An 18,022-nucleotide genomic window follows, 5' to 3' on the forward strand; every position below is an offset into this window, starting at 1 on the left:
CCGGCACCGCCCCGGGTCAGCACGCAGCCGCGCGCAACCACTCGTCCAGGACGGCGAAGTCCGCTTCGGTGAGGCCCTGTCGAGGGTCTACGCGATACAGCAGGGCACGTTCCGCGTGATGCGCGAGGACCCAGGCGCGGTCGAAGTCGGTGATCTCGTCGTCGACCCATGCGAAGGGACGGCCTTTCGCCTGGCCGACCAGGGCGCGGGTCTTCCAGTGGAGTCCGCAGGCGCCGTGCCACTCCTCGCGCACGTCCCACAACGTCGGATCCGGCCAGTCCACGACCGGCAACGGCGGCAGTCCGAGCAACGGGGCGACGCAGGCGTTGGCGTCGTCCATCCAGGTCGTCGCCCAGACGAGCTCGCACGGGAGCGCCGCGAGCCGGGGCCCGTACTCGGGGTTGATCCTGGCCAGCAGGGGGTTCAGGTCCGCGCCCAGCGGGTCGAGGCATCCCGGCCGGCGCAGAGGATACGTCGGGTAGCGGTCAGGCGGGCCACCGAACGGAATCAGCGGCCCGTCGACGTCGAGGAAGAGCAGCGGAAGGTGCACGGATCCGGTCACTTCGGCACAATAGCGACTCGAGGACCAGGCCCCCGTCCGCGCCGCCGACGTCACGGGCATGACGGGGGGAGACACGGGGGCCGCGGCCGGACACGAACCGGCGGGGGCATGGCGAACGCGCGCGCGGCCGTCCGACGTGTGCCGGGCGTTCGTCGCCCGACGCGTGGCCGACGGGGACCCCGTCCGTGCGCAGGCTCGGCGCGACCACGGCGGCCGGGAGCGCTGGGACCGGATCCGGTCGTGACATGGCGCCGGGGCGCGAGGCGTTCGCGACGGCCCTGCTCGCGTGACCTGACGCCGGGTCACGCCGTCCCCTTCCACCCCTTGTGAGGTTGTCGAAACCGCCGATTAATCAAGCAGGCAGTGAATAGGGCTGGTTGACGGGGTGAAGTGTGCGCAACCATGTCCACATGACCGCGGCCCATCGCGCCATGACCCAGCTGGAGTCGTGGCCGAACCTGGTAAGTGGCTCTCCCCGGTGCGCCGTAGGGCGCTCGTTCGGGACAGCGGGGTGCGACATCGTGCATTTCCATGCCAACGATGCGGCAGATCTGTACCTCACCCGGACGGCGGTCGAACGCCTCCTTCCTCAGCTGCGCGACAGCACCGCGATCCGGGTGCGCCCCGGTGCCTCGTGGATCACCGTGCTGCTCGACTGCGACGACGACGTGGCACTGCTGCTGACGCTCATCAGCGTGGCCCTCAAGGAGCACGACGCGGTCAGGGGGCCCGAGGAGGAGTGCGGCGGACCGCGCACCGCCCGTACGGCTCCGCCCTGCGACTGGGAGCCGCAGGCGATCCCTTCGCCGCGCGCGGCCGGCCCGGTGGCGGCGTCCGGCGGCGCTCACCACGGCCGCGTCCACGACGCGTGGAAGGCCGTCGGCCGGATGCTGCCGCACGGCCACTGATGGGAGTGCCGGGGTGCGTGAGCGGAAGTCCGTTACGGGGATTCAGCAACTGACGTCGGCCGCACGTCAGTTGCCCCCGCTCGCCCCCACCTCGGCGCCCCGCGCCACCCCCGTGCTGTCGCGCTCGATCAGGCGCGGCAGCGGCACCTGCACCGTCCGCGAGGGGCCGCCGTCCAGGAGTGCCGTCAGTTCCTGGGCCGCGGCCCGGCCGAACTGGACCGTGTCGCGGGAGAGTGCCGACAGCCAGGGCTTGACCATGCGGCACAGCGGGGAGTCCTCCCAGGCCACCACCGAGACGTCGCCGGGAACCGAGAAGCCCAGCTCACCGGCGGCGGCGACTCCGGCGACGGCCATCACGTCGTTGTCGTAGACCAGCGCGGTCGGGGGCGTGTCGCCCTCCATGACGCGGCGGGTGACCGCGGCGCCCTCGGCGTCCGAGTAGTCCGTGGTCACGGAGCGCACCTCGGTCAGTCCGCGCCGCTCGGCCTCGGCGCGCAGGGTGCGGATGCGCCGCTCGGTGTGCGCGAGGCCCGGCAGGCCGGCGATGTGGACGATGCGACGGTGCCCGAGCGCGTACAGCTCGTCGACGACCGACGCCATCGCGCCGGCGTCGTCCGCCCACACCGTCGACATGCCGGGGTACTCCGCGTCGGGCACTCCGCCGATCACCACGGCGGGCAGTCCGAGTTCGTCGAGGAGGGCGGGGCGCGGGTCGGCGGTACGGGGGTCGACGACGAGCACGCCGTCCACCCGGTGTTCGGCCCACCAGCGCCGGTAGACGGCACACTCCGCCTCGACGTCCTCCACCACCTGGAACAGCAGGCCGAGGTGACGCTCCGCCAGGACCTCCTGGATGCCCGAGATGAGCTGGAGGAAGAACGAGTCCACGCCCAGTGTGTCCGCGGGGCGGGCCACGACCAGACCGACCGTGGCCGCGCCTTCGCCGGACAGGGCGCGGGCCGCCGTACTGGGCCGCCAGCCGAGCTGTTCGGCGACCCGCCGCACCCGGTCGCGGGTGACCTCGGAGACCCCTGGCCGGTCGTTGAGCGCGAACGACACGGCGCTCTCCGAGACACCCGCCCTGAGCGCGATGTCCTTCATGGTCGGTCGGCGCGCGGGAGACCGCTTGGCTGGCACAGCTGCCCCTTTCCCCGTGGAACCCCGATGGGTTCCACGACCAGCGTAGCGCATGCGACCCGTGCACTAATGCGCTTGAGTTCAAGACCCTAAAGCGCATTAGTCTCGGACCGTAAAAGGTCTACTCCACCGCTCTGACCTGGCATTATTCGAGGCGACTCGCAGCAGTTTCCGAGAATGCATTGACTTTTTCCGTGATCACAATGCAGGGTCTGCACGGCAACATTCGATGCCGCCGCAAAGGAGCCGTGTCACCGTGCCCATCTCTCGCAGAGCACTAGCCGCTGCCGCCGCCATCGCTGTCGTCCTGCCGCTGAGCGCGTGCGGCTCCGGGGGTGACGACAGCGGCTCGACGGACGCCTCGGGCAAGATCCAAGGCAGCATCACGTTCCAGACGTGGAATCTCAGGGCCAACTTCAAGCCGTACTTCGACGGCCTGGTCAAGGACTTCGAGAAGAAGTACCCCGGCACCCATGTGAAGTGGATCGACCAGCCCGGCGAGGGCTACGCCGACAAGATCAGCGCGGACGCCGCCGGCGGCACGCTGCCCGACGTCGTCAACGTCTCCCCCGACCTCGTGGCCCCGCTCGCCAAGGCCGACCTCGCGCTCGATCTCGACAAGGCGGCGCCAAAGTACAAGAAGGAGTACCTGCCGGGCGCCTGGGCGAGCCACCAGATACCGGGCATGGACGGCACGTACGCCTTCCCCTGGTACCTCAACACCGGACCGCTGTTCTACAACAAGGGCCTGTTCAAGAAGGCCGGACTCGACGCGTCCAAGCCCCCGAAGACGTACGACGCGCTGTTCGACGACGCGCTCCAGCTCGCGAGGAAGAGCAAGGGCAAGGTGGCCACGCTCGCCAACGTCCCCACCATCGAGGACTTCGGCCGCTACGGCGCCCCGCTCATGAACAAGGAGGGCAACGGCTTCGCGTTCAACGACGCCAAGGGTGTCGAACTCCTGACGAAGTACAAGGAGTTGTACGACGCGAAGGCGCTCGACCCGCAGGCCCTGACCGCGACGCCCGAGTCGACCGGCAAGAAGTTCCTGACCGGGGCCGTGGCGATGAACCCGGGCAGCGCGCTCGACCTGTCGAAGTTCAAGAAGGAGGCCCCGAGCCTCTACAAGAACATCGGGATCACGGACCAGATCACCAGCACCGGCAAGGTGAACATGTACGTGATGGGCGTGATGGTGAACTCGCGCTCCAAGCAGAAGCCCGCGGCCGTGGCCTTCGCGCACTACGTCACCGACGCACAGCACCAGATGGAGTTCGCCAAGAAGGTCGCCATCTTCCCGAGCACCGCCGGCTCCCTGGACGACCCGTACTTCACGAAGCAGGACGGCTCGGACGAGACACGGGTGCGGATCGCCGCGGCCGACTCCCTGAAGTCCGCGGTCAACTACACGCCGGTCCTGTTCAGCGAGCAGATGAAGACCGAGCTGCGGAACTCCGTCGCCAAGGCCCTGCAGGGCAAGGAGAGTCCCAAGACCGCTCTTGACAACGCTGTCAAGGCCTGCGACCGGCTGCTCCAGCAGCAGGGCTGAGCCCCGGAGCCGTACATCATGACGAGTCCCCTTCCGACCGTGAAGACCGCCGCCGAGACCTCGGCGAACACCGAGGTGACGCGACCCTCGAAGACCTCGGGCGAGCGGCCGGCCTCCCGCGTAAGGCGCCATCTGCCCACCAGCCCATGGCTGTTCGCCGCCCCCGGGCTGCTGGTCGTCGCCGTCTTCATCCTGTATCCGTTCGTCTCCACCGTGGTCAACTCCTTCACCGACCGGCGGACCCTGATCCCCGGCGAGTTCGTGGGCCTGGCCAACTTCCGGGAGCTGCTGCACGACGACATGTTCTGGACGGGGCTGCGCAACAGCGTCCTGTACATGGTCGGGGTCGTCCCCGCCCTCGTACTCCTCCCGCTGCTGCTCGCCCTCCTCGTCCAGAAGAACATCCCGGGCATCACCTTCTTCCGGTCGGCCTTCTACACGCCGGTGGTCGCGTCCATCGTCGTGGTCGGCCTCATCTGGGTGTGGATGCTGGACGAGCGCGGGCTGGTGAACTCACTGCTCGAAGCCGTGGGCATCGGCAGGGTCGGCTTCCTCAGCGACCAGTGGCTGCTCCTGTTGAGCGCCATGGCCGTCACGGTCTGGAAGGGCCTCGGCTACTACATGATCATCTACCTGGCGGCGCTGGCCAACGTGCCGCGCGAGCTGCACGAGGCCGCCTCGGTGGACGGTGCGGGCGCGGTGCGCCGCTTCTTCACCGTCACCGTGCCCGCCGTGCGCTCCACCATGGTCCTGGTCGCCGCGCTCTCCTCGGTGGCCGCCTTCAAGGTGTTCTCCGAGGTCTATCTGATGGCGGGGCCGAACGGTGGCCCCGCGGGCGAGGACACCACGCTCGTGATGCTCGTGCAGCGCACCGGCACGGGCCTGACCGGCCGTGTCGGCTACGCCTCGGCGATCTCCGTCGTCGTCTTCGTCGTCACCGTCGCGCTGATGCTGCTCGTGCTGCGCGCCGACCGGAAGGAGGACGCGTGAGCGTCACCGAGGACGTCCGCGCCACAACAGACCCGCCACGCGAGCCCGTTCGGCGGCGCCGTGCGCCGCGCATCACCGACGAGAACGGCCGGCGCATCCGTGTCTGGGAGCTCGTGCTGCGCTACGCGCTGCTGCTCGCCGTGCTCGCGATCACCGTCGGGCCCTTCCTCTGGCAGCTGTCCACCTCGCTCAAAGGGACGCACGAGGACATCTTCAGCTCCCCGCCCACGTTCCTGCCGGCCGACCCCACGCTCCACAACTACGAACGCGTCGCCGACACCATCCCTGTCTGGGACTATGCGTTCAACTCCCTGAAGGTCGCCGCCGCCAACGTGGTCACCAACTGCGTCGGCTCCGCGCTCGCGGGCTACGCGCTCGCCCGGCTGCGCTACCGCGGCCGCAAGATCGCCACCCTCGTGTTCATCCTCGCGATGCTGGTGCCCGTCGAGAGCATCGTCATCGCGCAGTTCACGACGATGCGCGAACTCGGCCTCAACAACACGCTCGTCGGCGTGGTCCTGCCGGGCTGCATCGCCGCCATGAACGTCCTGCTGATGCGCAACGCGTTCCTCAACCTGCCCTACGAGATCGAGGAGGCGGCCTACGTCGACGGGGCGAACGCCTGGCAGCGGTTCCTGCGGATCGCGCTGCCGTCCGTGAAGGGCACCCTCGCGGTCGTCGCGATCTTCGCGTTCATGGGCGCCTGGGACGACTTCCTGTGGCCGCTCATCGTGCTCAGCGACCCGGCGAAGTTCACCCTGACCATCGGCCTGAACTACCTGCACGGCACCTTCGCCAACGACGAGCGGATCGTCGCGGCCGGCACGATCATCGCCGTCGCTCCGCTGATCATCCTCTTCGCCTGTCTCCAGCGGTACTTCTTCCGCGGGGTCGGCGAGGGAGCCGTCAAGGGCTGACGCCCGTCCCGCGGACATCTCGTCACCGAGGCCCCCACGTACCACAGAACCAGGACTCCGCATGACTTCTGCCGTGCGCTTCGGCGTCAACTACACCCCCAGCCAGGGGTGGTTCCACCACTGGCTCGACTTCGACCTCGACGCCGTGCGCGCCGATCTCGACTCGATCGCCGCACTGGGCCTCGACCACATCCGGGTGTTCCCGCTGTGGCCCTACTTCCAGCCCAACCGCACCCTGATCCGCCCGCGCGCCGTCGAGCAGCTCGTCCAGCTCGCCGACGCGGCGGCCGAACGCGGGCTCGACGTGAACGTGGACGGTCTGCAGGGCCACCTGTCGAGCTTCGACTTCCTGCCCGCATGGACACAGACGTGGCACAGGCGGAACCTCTTCACCGACCCTGATGTGGTCAAGGGCCAGGAGGCGTATCTGCGCACCCTCGCGGGGGCGCTCGCCGACCGGCCCAACTTCATCGGCATGACGATCGGCAACGAGGTCAACCAGTTCGCGGCGGGCCCGCACCCCGACCCGGACCGCATCACGCAGGAACAGGCAGGGAGTTGGCTGCGTCGGGTGCTCGCCGCGTGCGAGGAGGGAGCGCCGGGGAGGACCCATCTGCACGCCTCGTACGACGCCGCCTGGTACCAGGACGACCAGCCGTTCACGCCCACGCACTCGGCACGGCTCGGCGCTCTCACCGCGGTGCATTCGTGGGTGTTCAACGGTACGGCGCAGCGTCACGGCCGCACCGGGACGGCGACCGAGCACCATGCCGCATACCTCGTCGAGCTGTCCAAGGCCTGGGCCGGCGATCCGCACCGGCCCGTCTGGCTCCAGGAGGTCGGCGCGCCCGCGCCTCTCGTCCCGGCCGAGCACGCGGCGCACTTCACCGAGGCGACCGTCGAGAACGCTCTCGACTGCCCGGACCTGTGGGGCGTGACCTGGTGGTGCTCGCACGACGTCAGCCGTGACCTCGCCGACTTCCCCGAACTCGAGTACAGCCTCGGCCTGTTGACGAGCGATCGGCAGCCCAAGCCCGCCGCGAAGGCGCTCGCCCGCATCGTCTCGGACCGGCGCGCCCATCCCCGTACGCCCGCGCCCCGCACCACCGCGCTCGTCGTCGACGCCGGTGACGACGAGTCCGCCCCGCGCCGCTCGGTATGTGCCCCCGGTGGCGCCGTCTTCGAGGCCTTCGCCCGGCTCACTGCCGACGGGGTCAGGCCCACCACGGTCCTCGCGAGCCGCGCCGACGACAAGGAACATCTGGCCTCGCGCGGCATCACCGAAGTGGTCACACCGGACCATGTCACGCGGACCGTCGACACGGCGCCGTAATGGATCGTCCCCGATGCGGACCGCACGATTCGAGGTGCGCCGCGTCGGGGAGTTGTACAGCGTCCCGTCCGCCCCCCCGCCTGGTAACCACCCGCACCTCGGACCTTACGGAGTACCCCTCATGCATGACGACCGCACGCTGGTCGAAGCCCGTCTCAAGCGCGTCCTCGACGAGCGCATCCGACCCGCCGTGTATCCCGAGTCCGTGCCGCTGGAGGTCGCGGTGTGGAACGCGCCGGGTGAGCCGGTGCCGGTCGCCGAAGGGCTCGCGGCGACGCCCGAGCCGATCGCGGTGGGCGCGCGCTGGGGCGCTCCGTGGGCCACCTGCTGGTTCCGCGTGACGGGCACCGTGCCGGATGCCTGGGCGGGCCGGACCGTCGAGGCGATCCTCGACCTCGGCTTCGACGAGAACATGCCCGGCTTCCAGTGCGAGGGCCTGGTCTACCGCCCGGACGGCACCCCGGTGAAGGGGCTCAACCCGCGCAACCAGTGGGTGCGCATCGGCGCCCCGGTGGAGGGCGGCGAGGAGGTCCGCCTGCACATCGAGGCCGCGTCCAACCCGGTCATTCTCGACTACCACCCCTTCCAGCCCACGCAGTTGGGCGACAAGGAGACCGCGGGCAGCGAGCCGCAGTACACGTTGGCGCGGATGGATCTCGCGGTCCTGGACGAGACCGTGTGGCAGCTCGTCATGGATCTCGAAGTGCTCGGTGAGCTGATGGCCGAGCTGCCGGTGGAGTCCGCGCGGCGCTACGACATCCTGCGCGCCGTCGAGCGCGCCCTCGACGCGGTCGACCTCCAGGACGTGAACGGCACGGCGGCCGCCGCCCGCGAACGGCTGACGGACGTCCTGTCCGCTCCCGCCGTCCCGTCGGCGCACCGCATCAGCGCCGTCGGCCACGCGCACATCGACTCGGCGTGGCTGTGGCCGCTGCGCGAGACGGTACGCAAGGTGGCGCGGACCACGTCCAACATGACGGCGCTCCTCGAGGACGAGCCCGACTTCGTCTTCGCGATGTCGCAGGCCCAGCAGTGGGCCTGGGTCAAGGAGCACCGGCCCGAGGTGTGGGCGCGGGTGAAGAAGGCGGTCGCCGACGGCCGGTTCGTGCCGGCGGGCGGCATGTGGGTGGAGTCGGACACCAACATGCCGGGCTCGGAGGCGATGGCCCGTCAGTTCGTGCACGGCAAGAGGTTCTTCCTCGACGAGTTCGGCATCGAGAACGACGAGGCGTGGCTGCCCGACACCTTCGGGTTCGCCGCGGGGCTGCCGCAGATCATCAAGGCCGCGGGCTCCAAGTGGCTGCTCACGCAGAAGATTTCGTGGTCGCAGACCAACAAGTTCCCCCACCACACGTTCCAGTGGGAGGGCATCGACGGCACCCGGATCTTCACGCACTTCCCGCCTGTGGACACGTACAACTGCTCCATGAAGGGCAGCGAGATCGCCCACGCGGCGAAGAACTTCAAGGACAAGGGGGTCGCCCGGCACTCACTCGCGCCGACCGGCTGGGGTGACGGGGGCGGCGGCACGACCCGCGAGATGGTCGCGAAGGCGGCCCGCCTTCGCGACCTGGAAGGGTCCGCGCAGGTGGTGTGGGAGACGCCGGAGGAGTTCTTCAAGAAGGCGGAGGCGGAGTACCCGGACCCGCCGGTCTGGGTCGGCGAGCTCTACCTCGAACTCCATCGCGCCACACTCACCAGCCAGGCCAGGACGAAGCAGGGCAACCGGCGCAGCGAGCACCTCCTGCGCGAGGCCGAGCTGTGGGCGGCGACCGCTGCGGTGCGGGCGGGATTCCCCTACCCCTACGAGGAGTTGGACCGGATCTGGAAGACGGTGCTGCTGCACCAGTTCCACGACATCCTGCCCGGCTCGTCGATCGCCTGGGTGCACCGCGAGGCGCGCAGGACGTACGAGCGGGTCGCGGAGGAGCTGAACGGCATCATCGGCGCGGCCCAGCGCGCGCTGGCCGGTGAGGGCTCGGGGACGCTCGTCTTCAACTCCGCGCCGCACACCCACGACGGCGTGCCCGCGGGCGGCGCCCGCACCCCGGTCGTCGAGGGCGAGGTCGCGATCGCTTCGCGCGCGGCGGGCGGATTCATCCTGGAGAACGGGCTGTTGAGGGTCGAGGTCGATGCCCGGGGTCTGGTCGTGTCCGCGTACGACCTCGTCGCGGGCCGCGAGACCGTGGCGCCGGGCCGGGCCGCGAACCTGCTGCAGATCCACCCGGACTTCCCGAACATGTGGGACGCGTGGGACGTCGACGAGTTCTACCGCAACACGGTCACGGATCTGGTGGACGCCGACGAGGTGGCTCCGGGAGACGGCACCTCGGTGCGGATCGTGCGCACCTTCGGCGACTCGCGCGTCACCCAGGTCCTCTCGCTGGCAGCCGGTGAGCGGCGGCTCGGGATCGACACGGAGGTCGACTGGCATGAGACGGAGAAGTTCCTGAAGCTGGCGTTCCCGCTGGACATCCACGCCGAGCGGTACGCGTCCGAGACGCAGTTCGGGCACTTCTACCGGCCCACGCACACCAACACCAGCTGGGAGGCCGCCAAGTTCGAGGCGTGCAACCACCGGTTCGTGCACATCGAGGAGCCCGGCTGGGGCGTCTCGCTCGTGAACGACTCGACGTACGGCCACGACGTGACGCGTACCGTGCGGGACAGCGACTCGGGCACGACGACCACCGTCCGCGTCTCGCTGCTGCGCGCGCCGCGCTTCCCCGACCCCGAGACCGACCAGGGCGTGCACCGTTTCCGGCACGCGCTGGTGCCGGGCGCGGCCATCGGCGACGCGGTCCGTGAGGGCTACCGGATCAACCTGCCGGAGCGGCAGGTGACCGGCTCCGGCGAGGTCGCTCCGCTGGTGGGCGTCGACCATGACGCGGTGGTGGTGACGGCGGTCAAGCTGGCCGACGACGGCAGCGGCGACGTGGTGGTCCGCTTCCACGAGTCCCGCGGCGGACGGGTGCGCGCCACGCTCACGGCGGGCTTCGAGATCGCCGCCGCGGCGGCGACGGACCTCCTTGAGCGGCCGCTCGCCGACGCGGCGGACCCGGAACGTGACGGCGACCGGATCACGCTGACGCTGCGCCCCTTCGAGCTGGTGACGCTGCGTCTGAAGCGGGCCTGAGCAGGTGTCGTCCGGTGGGCCGGTCACGGAACCGGCCCACCGGACGGCGCGTTCAGCCCGCCGCGCCGCGTGCCGTCCTGGCCTCCCGGGACAGCAGGACCAGGCTGCGCGCCTCGACCAGTAGGTCGGTGCCCGGCTTGTGTTCCGTCTCGTCCGCGACGCCCTGCGGATCGGCGGTGTCGATCCGGGTCGTCCACCGCTCGCCGTAGGTGGCCTCAGGGAGGTGGAAGCGGACCGGCTTCCAGTAGCTGTTGAGAAGCAGCAGGAACGAGTCGTCGACCACCGGCCGCCCGTACGGATCGGGCTCGGCGATGGCGTCTCCGTTGAGGAACACGGCCACCGAGTGGGCGTCACCGCGCTGCCAGTCGTCGTCCGTCATCTCGCGCGCGTCCGGGCGCAGCCACACGAGGTCGGGCAGGGGCTGGCCCTCGTGGGTGTGCGTGTCACCGCGGAAGAAGCGGCGGCGGCGCAGCACCGGGTGGGCGGCTCGCAGGGCGATGGTGCGCCGGGTGAACTCCATCAGCTCGCGCTGGTCCTCGTTCATGCGCCAGTCGGTCCAGGAGATCTCGTTGTCCTGGCAGTAGGCGTTGTTGTTCCCCTGCTGGGTGCGGCCCAGTTCGTCGCCGTGGGCGAGCATGGGGATGCCCTGGGAGAGCAACAGCGTGGCGAGGAGGTTGCGCTGCTGCCGGCCGCGCAGTTCGAGCACGCCTTCGTCGTCGGTGGGGCCTTCGGCGCCGCAGTTCCAGGACCGGTTGGCGCTCTCGCCGTCCCGGTTGTTCTCGCCGTTGGCCTCGTTGCGCTTGTCGTCGTACGAGACCAGGTCGCGCAGGGTGAATCCGTCGTGGGCGGTGACGAAGTTGACGCTGGCGCGCGGGCGGCGGCTGTCGTGCTGGTAGAGGTCGGAGGAGCCGGTGAGCCGGGAGGCGAACTCGGCGAGGGTGTTCTCGCCGGAGCGCCAGAAGTCCCGTACGGAGTCGCGGTACTTGCCGTTCCACTCCGACCACTGGGGCGGGAACTTGCCGACCTGGTAGCCGCCCTCGCCGACGTCCCATGGCTCTGCGATGAGCTTGACGCGGCCGATCACCGGGTCCTGCTGGATGAGGTCGAAGAAGGCGGAGAGCCGGTCCACCTCGTGGAACTGCCGGGCAAGGGTGGCCGCGAGGTCGAACCGGAAGCCGTCGACGTGCATCTCGGTGACCCAGTACCGCAGTGAGTCCATGATGAGCTGGAGCACGCTGGGGTGCCGCATCAGCAGGCTGTTCCCGGTGCCGGTGGTGTCGTAGTAGTGCGCCGGGTCGCCGTCGACGAGCCGGTAGTAGGACGCGTTGTCGATGCCGCGGAAGGAGAGCGTCGGGCCGTTCTCGTTGCCTTCCGCCGTGTGGTTGTAGACGACGTCGAGGATCACTTCGAGGCCGGCCGTGTGCAGCGCCTTCACCATCGACTTGAACTCGGTGACCTGCCCGCCGCGGCTGCCCTGGGCGGCGTACGCGTTGTGCGGGGCGAAGAAGCCGATCGTGCTGTAGCCCCAGTAGTTCGACAGACCCTGGTCGCGCAGGAATCCGTCCTGCGCGAACTGGTGCACCGGCATCAGCTCGACCGCGGTCACGCCCAGCGAGGTCAGGTGCTCGATGACCGCCGGGTGCGCGAGGCCCGCGTAGGTACCGCGCAGTTTCGCGGGGACCTTGGGATGGGTGCGGGTCAGGCCGCGTACGTGGGCCTCGTAGATGACGGTGTCGGCGTACGGGCGCAGGGGCGGGCGGTCGTTGCCCCAGTCGAAGGCGCTGTCGGTCACCACGGCGACGAGGGTGTGCGGCGCGCTGTCGGCCGGGGACGGTCCGCCGGCCGTCCGCTCGAAGAGTGAGGGGTCGTTGTCCATCTGCCCGTCGACGGCGGTGGCGTACGGGTCGAGGAGCAGCTTCGCGGGGTTGCAGCGGTGGCCCGCCGCCGGGTCCCACGGGCCGTGCACCCGGTAGCCGTAGCGTTGGCCGGGGCCGACGGCGGGCAGATAGCAGTGCCATACGAAGCCGTCGACCTCGGTCATGGTGACCGTGTCGTGGGTGCCGTCGTCGTGGAGGAGGACGAGGTCGACGCGCTCGGCGACCTCCGTGAACAGGGCGAAGTTCGTTCCGTCGCCGTCGAATGCCGCGCCGAGGGGATAGGGGCGTCCGGTCCAGGTGAGCATCCGGCCACCGTACGGATGATCTTGGAGTCGGTGTCGTCACCGCGCCGCCCGCACCCCGACTGCCGCGCGCCCGGCCCTCGTGTGCCGCCGTCCTGACATGCCGCCGGGCCGCGGCTGCCGGAGCAGACCGTGGCCCGGTGCGAGGCGCTCCGGACGGGGCGCGGTGCTGATGTCACATCGCCGGCGTCGGGCGTACCACCCTGCGTGGGACGGACAGTTCGGGCCCGCGTGCGCGGGCCGCCGGGGCGGCGGCCACGAGCGGGTCCGTGACCGCTGAGCCCGCGAACGCCGGGACCGGCACCTCGCGCGGCATCTCGAGCGCCTCGCCGATGCGCGGCGCGGGGCCGACGGGGACCAGCGGGGAGCGCTCGCCGAGACGGGCACGGCGGGAGAACCAGATGATCTTTCCCGTGGCCGTGGCGCAGCCGCCCCAGCCGTCGCTCAGCGCGGCGATCTCCGCGAGGCATCCCTGGGGGGCGTAGTGCGGGCCCGGCAGGTCACGCTCGTGGTCGGACACCGCGGTGATCAGGTGCTGGCCGTTCCACCACATCTCGACGGTGGTGTTCTTGTCCGTGGCGTGCTCGTCGATCGTGTGAAGCAGCACCTCGACGCCGCGGCAGACGGGCTCGACGAGAATGTCCAGCTTCCAGTACCGCAGGTGGGCGGCCAGAATGCGCCTGACCTGCGAGACACGCTCCGAGCTGACCTCGACGTCGAGGTGGTAGTAGCAGGGCACTGCGGTATTCATCGTCTTCGGCTCCTCACCGGCGAAGCTCCCGCCCGACGTTCGCCCCCTACGGGCCGTACCCCGAACACGTAGCGTGAGCACTGATCGCTCCTGAGTCAGCCCCAGCATGAGAGCGCTACTCCATTCGTGCAACACGAGGAGCCGCTTCCGGCGTCATCGAAGCTCCAACAGGACGGGAAGTGCCGCCAAATGCACCATGGGACGGAGTACCGATCGGAGTAACGGTTCGGTACCTCTCCGTGCACGGCCCCCGCGCACCGACCCGGTGCACCGTGCGCTCCAAGAGTGGGAAGTGAACAGCGACATGTTGCTGCCTACCAAAACCGAAGTCGCCAGTCGTCTGGCGCAGTACCGCGCATGGGAACGCCTGCGGCTCGCGGCACCCGCCGACCGCCAAGTGCGGGCCCACTTCGAGGACACGGCCTACACGCTGTGCGTGCTGATGGGGAAACGCTGCGGGCGGGAGGCCGCCGACGCGGCCGAACGCTATCTCCGCCCCGGCGTGGAGCATCCACCGATGGCCGCACCGCCGCTCGCGGCACCCGCGGTCGCGGTCGCCGCCCTCAGCGGGCGGTGAGGCCGGACCGTCCGGCAGGAGCGGGACGCCGGCCGACACGCCTGAACCAGGACATTTCCTGACAGGCCGAGCCCGGTCGGCTCCCGTAGCGTGTCGCCGGAGGGACGCAGCCCGTCGATGACAGCCTGCTGTGCCCGGCCGCGCGCCGGGCCAACTGGTGCGCGAGTGACGGCGCGTCCCGTGGCGCATGTGAACCCGGTGGGCCCCCGACCGAGAGCGGGCCTGCCTCGAGCGCGGCGGAGGTGCAACCGATGAACCCAGGCACGGTGACGGGCCGCGTCCCGATCGTGGACGTACTCCCGGCCGTCGACTGCGGCAGGCGTCCGGCGAAGGCGGTCCCGGGCGAGACGTTCGAGGTCTCCGCCACGCTCTTCGGCGAGGGCCATGCCGCGGTCGCCGCCAATGTCGTGCTGCGCGGCCCCGACGACCGGCCGGGCCCGTGGACCCCGATGCGCGAGCTGTCCCCGGGCAGCGACCGCTGGGGCGCCGACGTCACCCCGACGGGCGTGGGCAACTGGACGTACACGGTGGAGGCGTGGGGCGATCCCGTGTCCTCGTGGCGCCGGTCCGCCGGCATCAAGGTCCCGGCCGGGATCGACACGGAGCTGATCCTGGAGGAGGGCGCCGCGCTGCACGAGCGGGCCGCCGCCGGCGTCCCGGAACGGGCTGGACGGGACGCGGTGCTCGCGGCCGTGGACGCGCTGCGCGACGAGAGCAGGCCGCCCGCCGCCCGGCACGCCGCGGCCCTCGCGCCGGACGTGACCGCCGCACTGGCGGAGCACCCGCTGCGCGAACACGTCTCGCGCTCGGCGCCCATGTCCCTGCTCGTGGAGCGCGAACGGGCGCTGTACGGAGCCTGGTACGAGATGTTCCCGCGCTCCGAGGGCGCCGTGGTCCGCGACGGGGAGCGGCCGGTGAGCGGCACCTTCCGCACGGCGGCCGAGCGCCTGCCCGCCGTCGCCGCCATGGGCTTCGACGTGGTCTACCTGCCGCCGATCCACCCCATCGGCACCACCTTCCGCAAGGGGCCGAACAACAGTCTGTCGGCCGACCGGTGGGATGTCGGAGTGCCGTGGGCGGTCGGCTCACCCGAGGGCGGTCACGACGCGATCCACCCCGACCTCGGCACCCTCGACGACTTCGACGCCTTCGTGCGCCGGGCCGCGGAACTCGATCTGGAGATCGCGCTGGACTTCGCCCTCCAGTGCTCGCCGGACCACCCGTGGGTGGAGAAGCATCCGGAGTGGTTCCATCACCGGCCGGACGGCACGATCGCGTACGCGGAGAACCCGCCGAAGAAGTACCAGGACATCTACCCGATCGCCTTCGACCAGGACATGCTGGGGCTGATCGAGGAGACGACCCGGATCCTGCGTTTCTGGATGCGTCACGGGGTCCGCGTCTTCCGCGTCGACAACCCGCACACCAAGCCCGTCGTGTTCTGGGAGCGGGTGATCTCCGACATCAACCGCAGCGACCCGGACGTGGTGTTCCTCGCCGAGGCCTTCACCCGGCCCCCCATCATGCGGGCGCTCGCCAAGGCCGGTTTCCAGCAGTCGTACACGTACTTCACGTGGCGCGACACGAAGCAGGAGCTCACCGAGTACCTCACGGAGCTCTCCCGGGACACGGCCGCCTACATGCGTCCGAACCTGTTCGTGAACACGCCCGACATCCTGCCCGGCTACCTCCAGAAGGGCGGCCGCCGCGCCTTCGAGGTGCGTGCCGTGCTCGCGGCCACGCTCTCCCCGACCTGGGGGGTGTACGCCGGGTACGAGCTGTGCGAGAACACGCCGGTCCGCGAGGGCAGCGAGGAGTATCTGCACTCGGAGAAGTACGAACTGCGGCCGCGTGACTGGGAGTCGGCCGAGCGGTCGGGGCGTTCCATCGCCCCGCTCATCACCACCCTGAACCGCGTCAGGCGGAACCACGGCGCCCTGCGCCTCCTCAGGAACCTCCACTTCCACATCACCGACAACGACGCGCTGATCGCGTACAGCAAGCGCTCGGGCCCCGACACGGTCGTGGTGGTCGTCAACCTCGACCCCCACCACACCCAGGAGGCGACGGTTTCTCTGGACCTGCCTCAGCTCGGACTCGACGCGCACGCGAGCGTGCCGGTCCGCGACGAGCTGACCGGCGAGACATACCAATGGGGCAGGACGAACTATGTGCGCCTGGAACCGGGCCGCGCGCCCGCGCACATCCTCACCGTCCTGCGACCGTCCTCACCGCCCACCGGAGGGTCACCCACCACATGATCGTCAACAAGCCCGTCCCGGACACCTTCGAGGACACCCCCACCAAGGACAGGGACCCCGACTGGTTCAAGCGCGCCGTCTTCTACGAAGTCCTCGTCCGCTCCTTCCAGGACAGCAACGGCGACGGGGTCGGCGACCTCAAGGGCATCACGTCCAGGCTGGACTATCTCCAGTGGCTGGGCGTCGACTGCCTCTGGCTGCCACCGTTCTTCAAGTCCCCGCTAAGGGACGGCGGTTACGACGTCTCCGACTACACGGCGGTCCTGCCCGAGTTCGGAAATCTCGCGGACTTCGTGGAGTTCGTCGACGCCGCGCACCAGCGCGGGATGCGCTTGATCATCGACTTCGTCATGAACCACACCAGCGACCAGCACCCGTGGTTCCAGGAGTCCCGAAAGGACCCCGACGGGCCGTACGGCGACTACTACGTCTGGGCCGACGACGACAAGCAGTACGAGGACGCGCGCATCATCTTCGTCGACACAGAGTCCTCCAACTGGACGTTCGATCCGGTGCGCCAGCAGTACTACTGGCACCGCTTCTTCTCCCACCAGCCGGATCTCAACTACGAGAACCCGCGCGTCCAGGAGGAGATCCTCGCCGCGCTGCGCTTCTGGCTGGACCTGGGCATCGACGGCTTCCGGCTCGACGCGGTGCCCTACCTCTACGCCGAGGAAGGCACCAACTGCGAGAACCTCCCCGCTTCCCACGCCTTCCTCAAGCGCGTACGTGCCGAGGTGGACGCGCACTACCCGGACACGGTGCTGCTCGCCGAGGCCAACCAGTGGCCCGAGGACGTGGTCGACTACTTCGGCGACTACACCTCCGGCGGCGACGAATGCCACATGGCGTTCCACTTCCCGGTCATGCCGCGCATCTTCATGGCCGTGCGCAGGGAGTCGCGCTACCCGGTCTCGGAAATCCTGGCCAAGACCCCCGCCATTCCGTCGAGTTGCCAGTGGGGCATCTTCCTGCGCAACCACGACGAACTCACGCTCGAAATGGTCACCGACGAAGAGCGCGACTACATGTACGCGGAGTACGCCAAGGACCCGCGGATGCGCGCCAACATCGGCATCCGCCGCCGCCTCGCGCCCCTCCTCGACAACGACCGCAACCAGATCGAGCTCTTCACCGCACTCCTGCTCTCCCTGCCGGGCTCGCCGATCCTCTACTACGGCGACGAGATCGGCATGGGCGACAACATCTGGCTCGGCGACCGCGACGCCGTCCGTACACCGATGCAGTGGACCCCGGACCGCAACGCGGGCTTCTCGTCCTGCGACCCGGGCCGCCTCTCCCTGCCCACGATCATGGACCCGGTCTACGGCTACCAGGTCACGAACGTCGAGGCGTCCATGTCGTCCCCGTCCTCGCTCCTGCACTGGACCCGGCGCATGATCGAGATCCGCAAGCAGAACGAAGCATTCGGCCTCGGCTCGTACACCGAACTCCCCTCGTCCAACCCGGCGGTGATCGCGTTCCTGCGCGAGTACAAGGACGACCTCGTGCTGTGCGTGCACAACTTCTCGCGCTTCGCCCAGCCCACCGAACTCGACCTCCAGGCTTTCGACGGCCGCCATCCGGTCGAGCTCATCGGTGGCGTCCGCTTCCCCGCCATCGGCCGGCTCCCGTACCTGCTGACCCTCGCCGGCCACGGCTTCTACTGGTTCCGGCTCCGCAAGGAAGCCGTCAGCACCGCGTGGTGACCGGCGGCCCCAC

General features: G+C 69.8%; 13 protein-coding genes. 9 read left to right on the plus strand and 4 right to left on the minus strand.

The window, feature by feature from the left end; genetic code table 11:
• Positions 1–16: 16 nt before the first annotated feature.
• Positions 17–562 carry an HAD domain-containing protein gene (locus tag OG758_RS05230; protein ID WP_326708845.1) on the minus strand — a complete coding sequence of 182 codons (546 nt, stop codon included), beginning with the start codon at positions 560–562 and terminating at the stop codon, positions 17–19.
• Between the two features lie 521 nt (positions 563–1,083).
• Here OG758_RS05230 and OG758_RS05235 point away from each other — a divergent pair.
• Positions 1,084–1,470, plus strand: coding sequence for a luciferase domain-containing protein (locus OG758_RS05235; RefSeq protein WP_442810259.1), 387 nt, complete (start codon positions 1,084–1,086; stop codon positions 1,468–1,470).
• 66 nt (positions 1,471–1,536) lie between these two features.
• Here the strand turns inward: OG758_RS05235 and OG758_RS05240 are convergent, their stop codons facing one another.
• On the minus strand, positions 1,537–2,607 hold the full coding sequence (locus OG758_RS05240; protein ID WP_326708846.1) for a LacI family DNA-binding transcriptional regulator: 1,071 nt from the start codon (positions 2,605–2,607) through the stop codon (positions 1,537–1,539).
• A 256-nt stretch (positions 2,608–2,863) separates the two neighbouring features.
• Here OG758_RS05240 and OG758_RS05245 point away from each other — a divergent pair, with 256 nt between their 5' ends.
• The 5 genes from OG758_RS05245 (at position 2,864) to OG758_RS05265 (ending at position 10,532) form a co-directional block, all read left to right on the plus strand.
• Entirely contained in the window at positions 2,864–4,156 is a 1,293-nt protein-coding gene (locus OG758_RS05245; protein ID WP_326708847.1) for an ABC transporter substrate-binding protein, read from the plus strand.
• Between the two features lie 75 nt (positions 4,157–4,231).
• Positions 4,232–5,146: a carbohydrate ABC transporter permease gene (locus OG758_RS05250; RefSeq protein ID WP_326715812.1), complete on the plus strand. Its 915-nt coding sequence runs from the start codon at positions 4,232–4,234 to the stop codon at positions 5,144–5,146.
• Positions 5,143–6,063 carry a carbohydrate ABC transporter permease gene (locus tag OG758_RS05255; protein ID WP_382060051.1) on the plus strand — a complete coding sequence of 307 codons (921 nt, stop codon included), beginning with the start codon at positions 5,143–5,145 and terminating at the stop codon, positions 6,061–6,063. Before OG758_RS05250 ends, OG758_RS05255 begins: the two co-directional genes overlap by 4 nt.
• A gap of 61 nt (positions 6,064–6,124) precedes the next feature.
• Positions 6,125–7,396, plus strand: coding sequence for a glycoside hydrolase 5 family protein (locus tag OG758_RS05260; RefSeq protein ID WP_326708848.1), 1,272 nt, complete (start codon positions 6,125–6,127; stop codon positions 7,394–7,396).
• Between the two features lie 121 nt (positions 7,397–7,517).
• The gene (locus tag OG758_RS05265) at positions 7,518–10,532 is read left to right on the plus strand and encodes an alpha-mannosidase (RefSeq protein WP_326708849.1); all 3,015 of its coding nucleotides are present in this window, start codon (positions 7,518–7,520) and stop codon (positions 10,530–10,532) included.
• A 52-nt stretch (positions 10,533–10,584) separates the two neighbouring features.
• On the opposite strand, the gene glgX is transcribed toward OG758_RS05265, so the two are convergent.
• Both glgX and OG758_RS05275 read right to left on the minus strand, forming a co-directional pair.
• On the minus strand, positions 10,585–12,714 hold the full coding sequence (gene glgX, locus OG758_RS05270) for a glycogen debranching protein GlgX (RefSeq protein ID WP_326708850.1): 2,130 nt from the start codon (positions 12,712–12,714) through the stop codon (positions 10,585–10,587).
• 172 nt (positions 12,715–12,886) lie between these two features.
• Positions 12,887–13,462 (minus strand): pep a2, encoded by a 576-nt coding sequence (locus OG758_RS05275; protein WP_326708851.1) that lies wholly within the window; start codon positions 13,460–13,462, stop codon positions 12,887–12,889.
• A gap of 304 nt (positions 13,463–13,766) precedes the next feature.
• On the opposite strand from OG758_RS05275, the gene OG758_RS05280 reads away from it, so the two are divergent.
• The 3 genes from OG758_RS05280 to treS all read left to right on the plus strand — a co-directional run bounded on the left by OG758_RS05280 (position 13,767) and on the right by treS (position 18,009).
• Positions 13,767–14,039: a DUF5133 domain-containing protein gene (locus tag OG758_RS05280; protein WP_326715814.1), complete on the plus strand. Its 273-nt coding sequence runs from the start codon at positions 13,767–13,769 to the stop codon at positions 14,037–14,039.
• A 251-nt stretch (positions 14,040–14,290) separates the two neighbouring features.
• Positions 14,291–16,300 carry an alpha-1,4-glucan--maltose-1-phosphate maltosyltransferase gene (locus OG758_RS05285; RefSeq protein WP_326708852.1) on the plus strand — a complete coding sequence of 670 codons (2,010 nt, stop codon included), beginning with the start codon at positions 14,291–14,293 and terminating at the stop codon, positions 16,298–16,300.
• The gene (treS, locus tag OG758_RS05290) at positions 16,297–18,009 is read left to right on the plus strand and encodes a maltose alpha-D-glucosyltransferase (protein WP_326708853.1); all 1,713 of its coding nucleotides are present in this window, start codon (positions 16,297–16,299) and stop codon (positions 18,007–18,009) included. Before OG758_RS05285 ends, treS begins: the two co-directional genes overlap by 4 nt.
• Positions 18,010–18,022 lie beyond the last annotated feature (13 nt).

The sequence above is a fragment of the Streptomyces sp. NBC_01474 genome (genome assembly GCF_035918215.1).
Taxonomy (GTDB): Bacteria; Actinomycetota; Actinomycetes; order Streptomycetales; family Streptomycetaceae; genus Streptomyces; species Streptomyces aureus.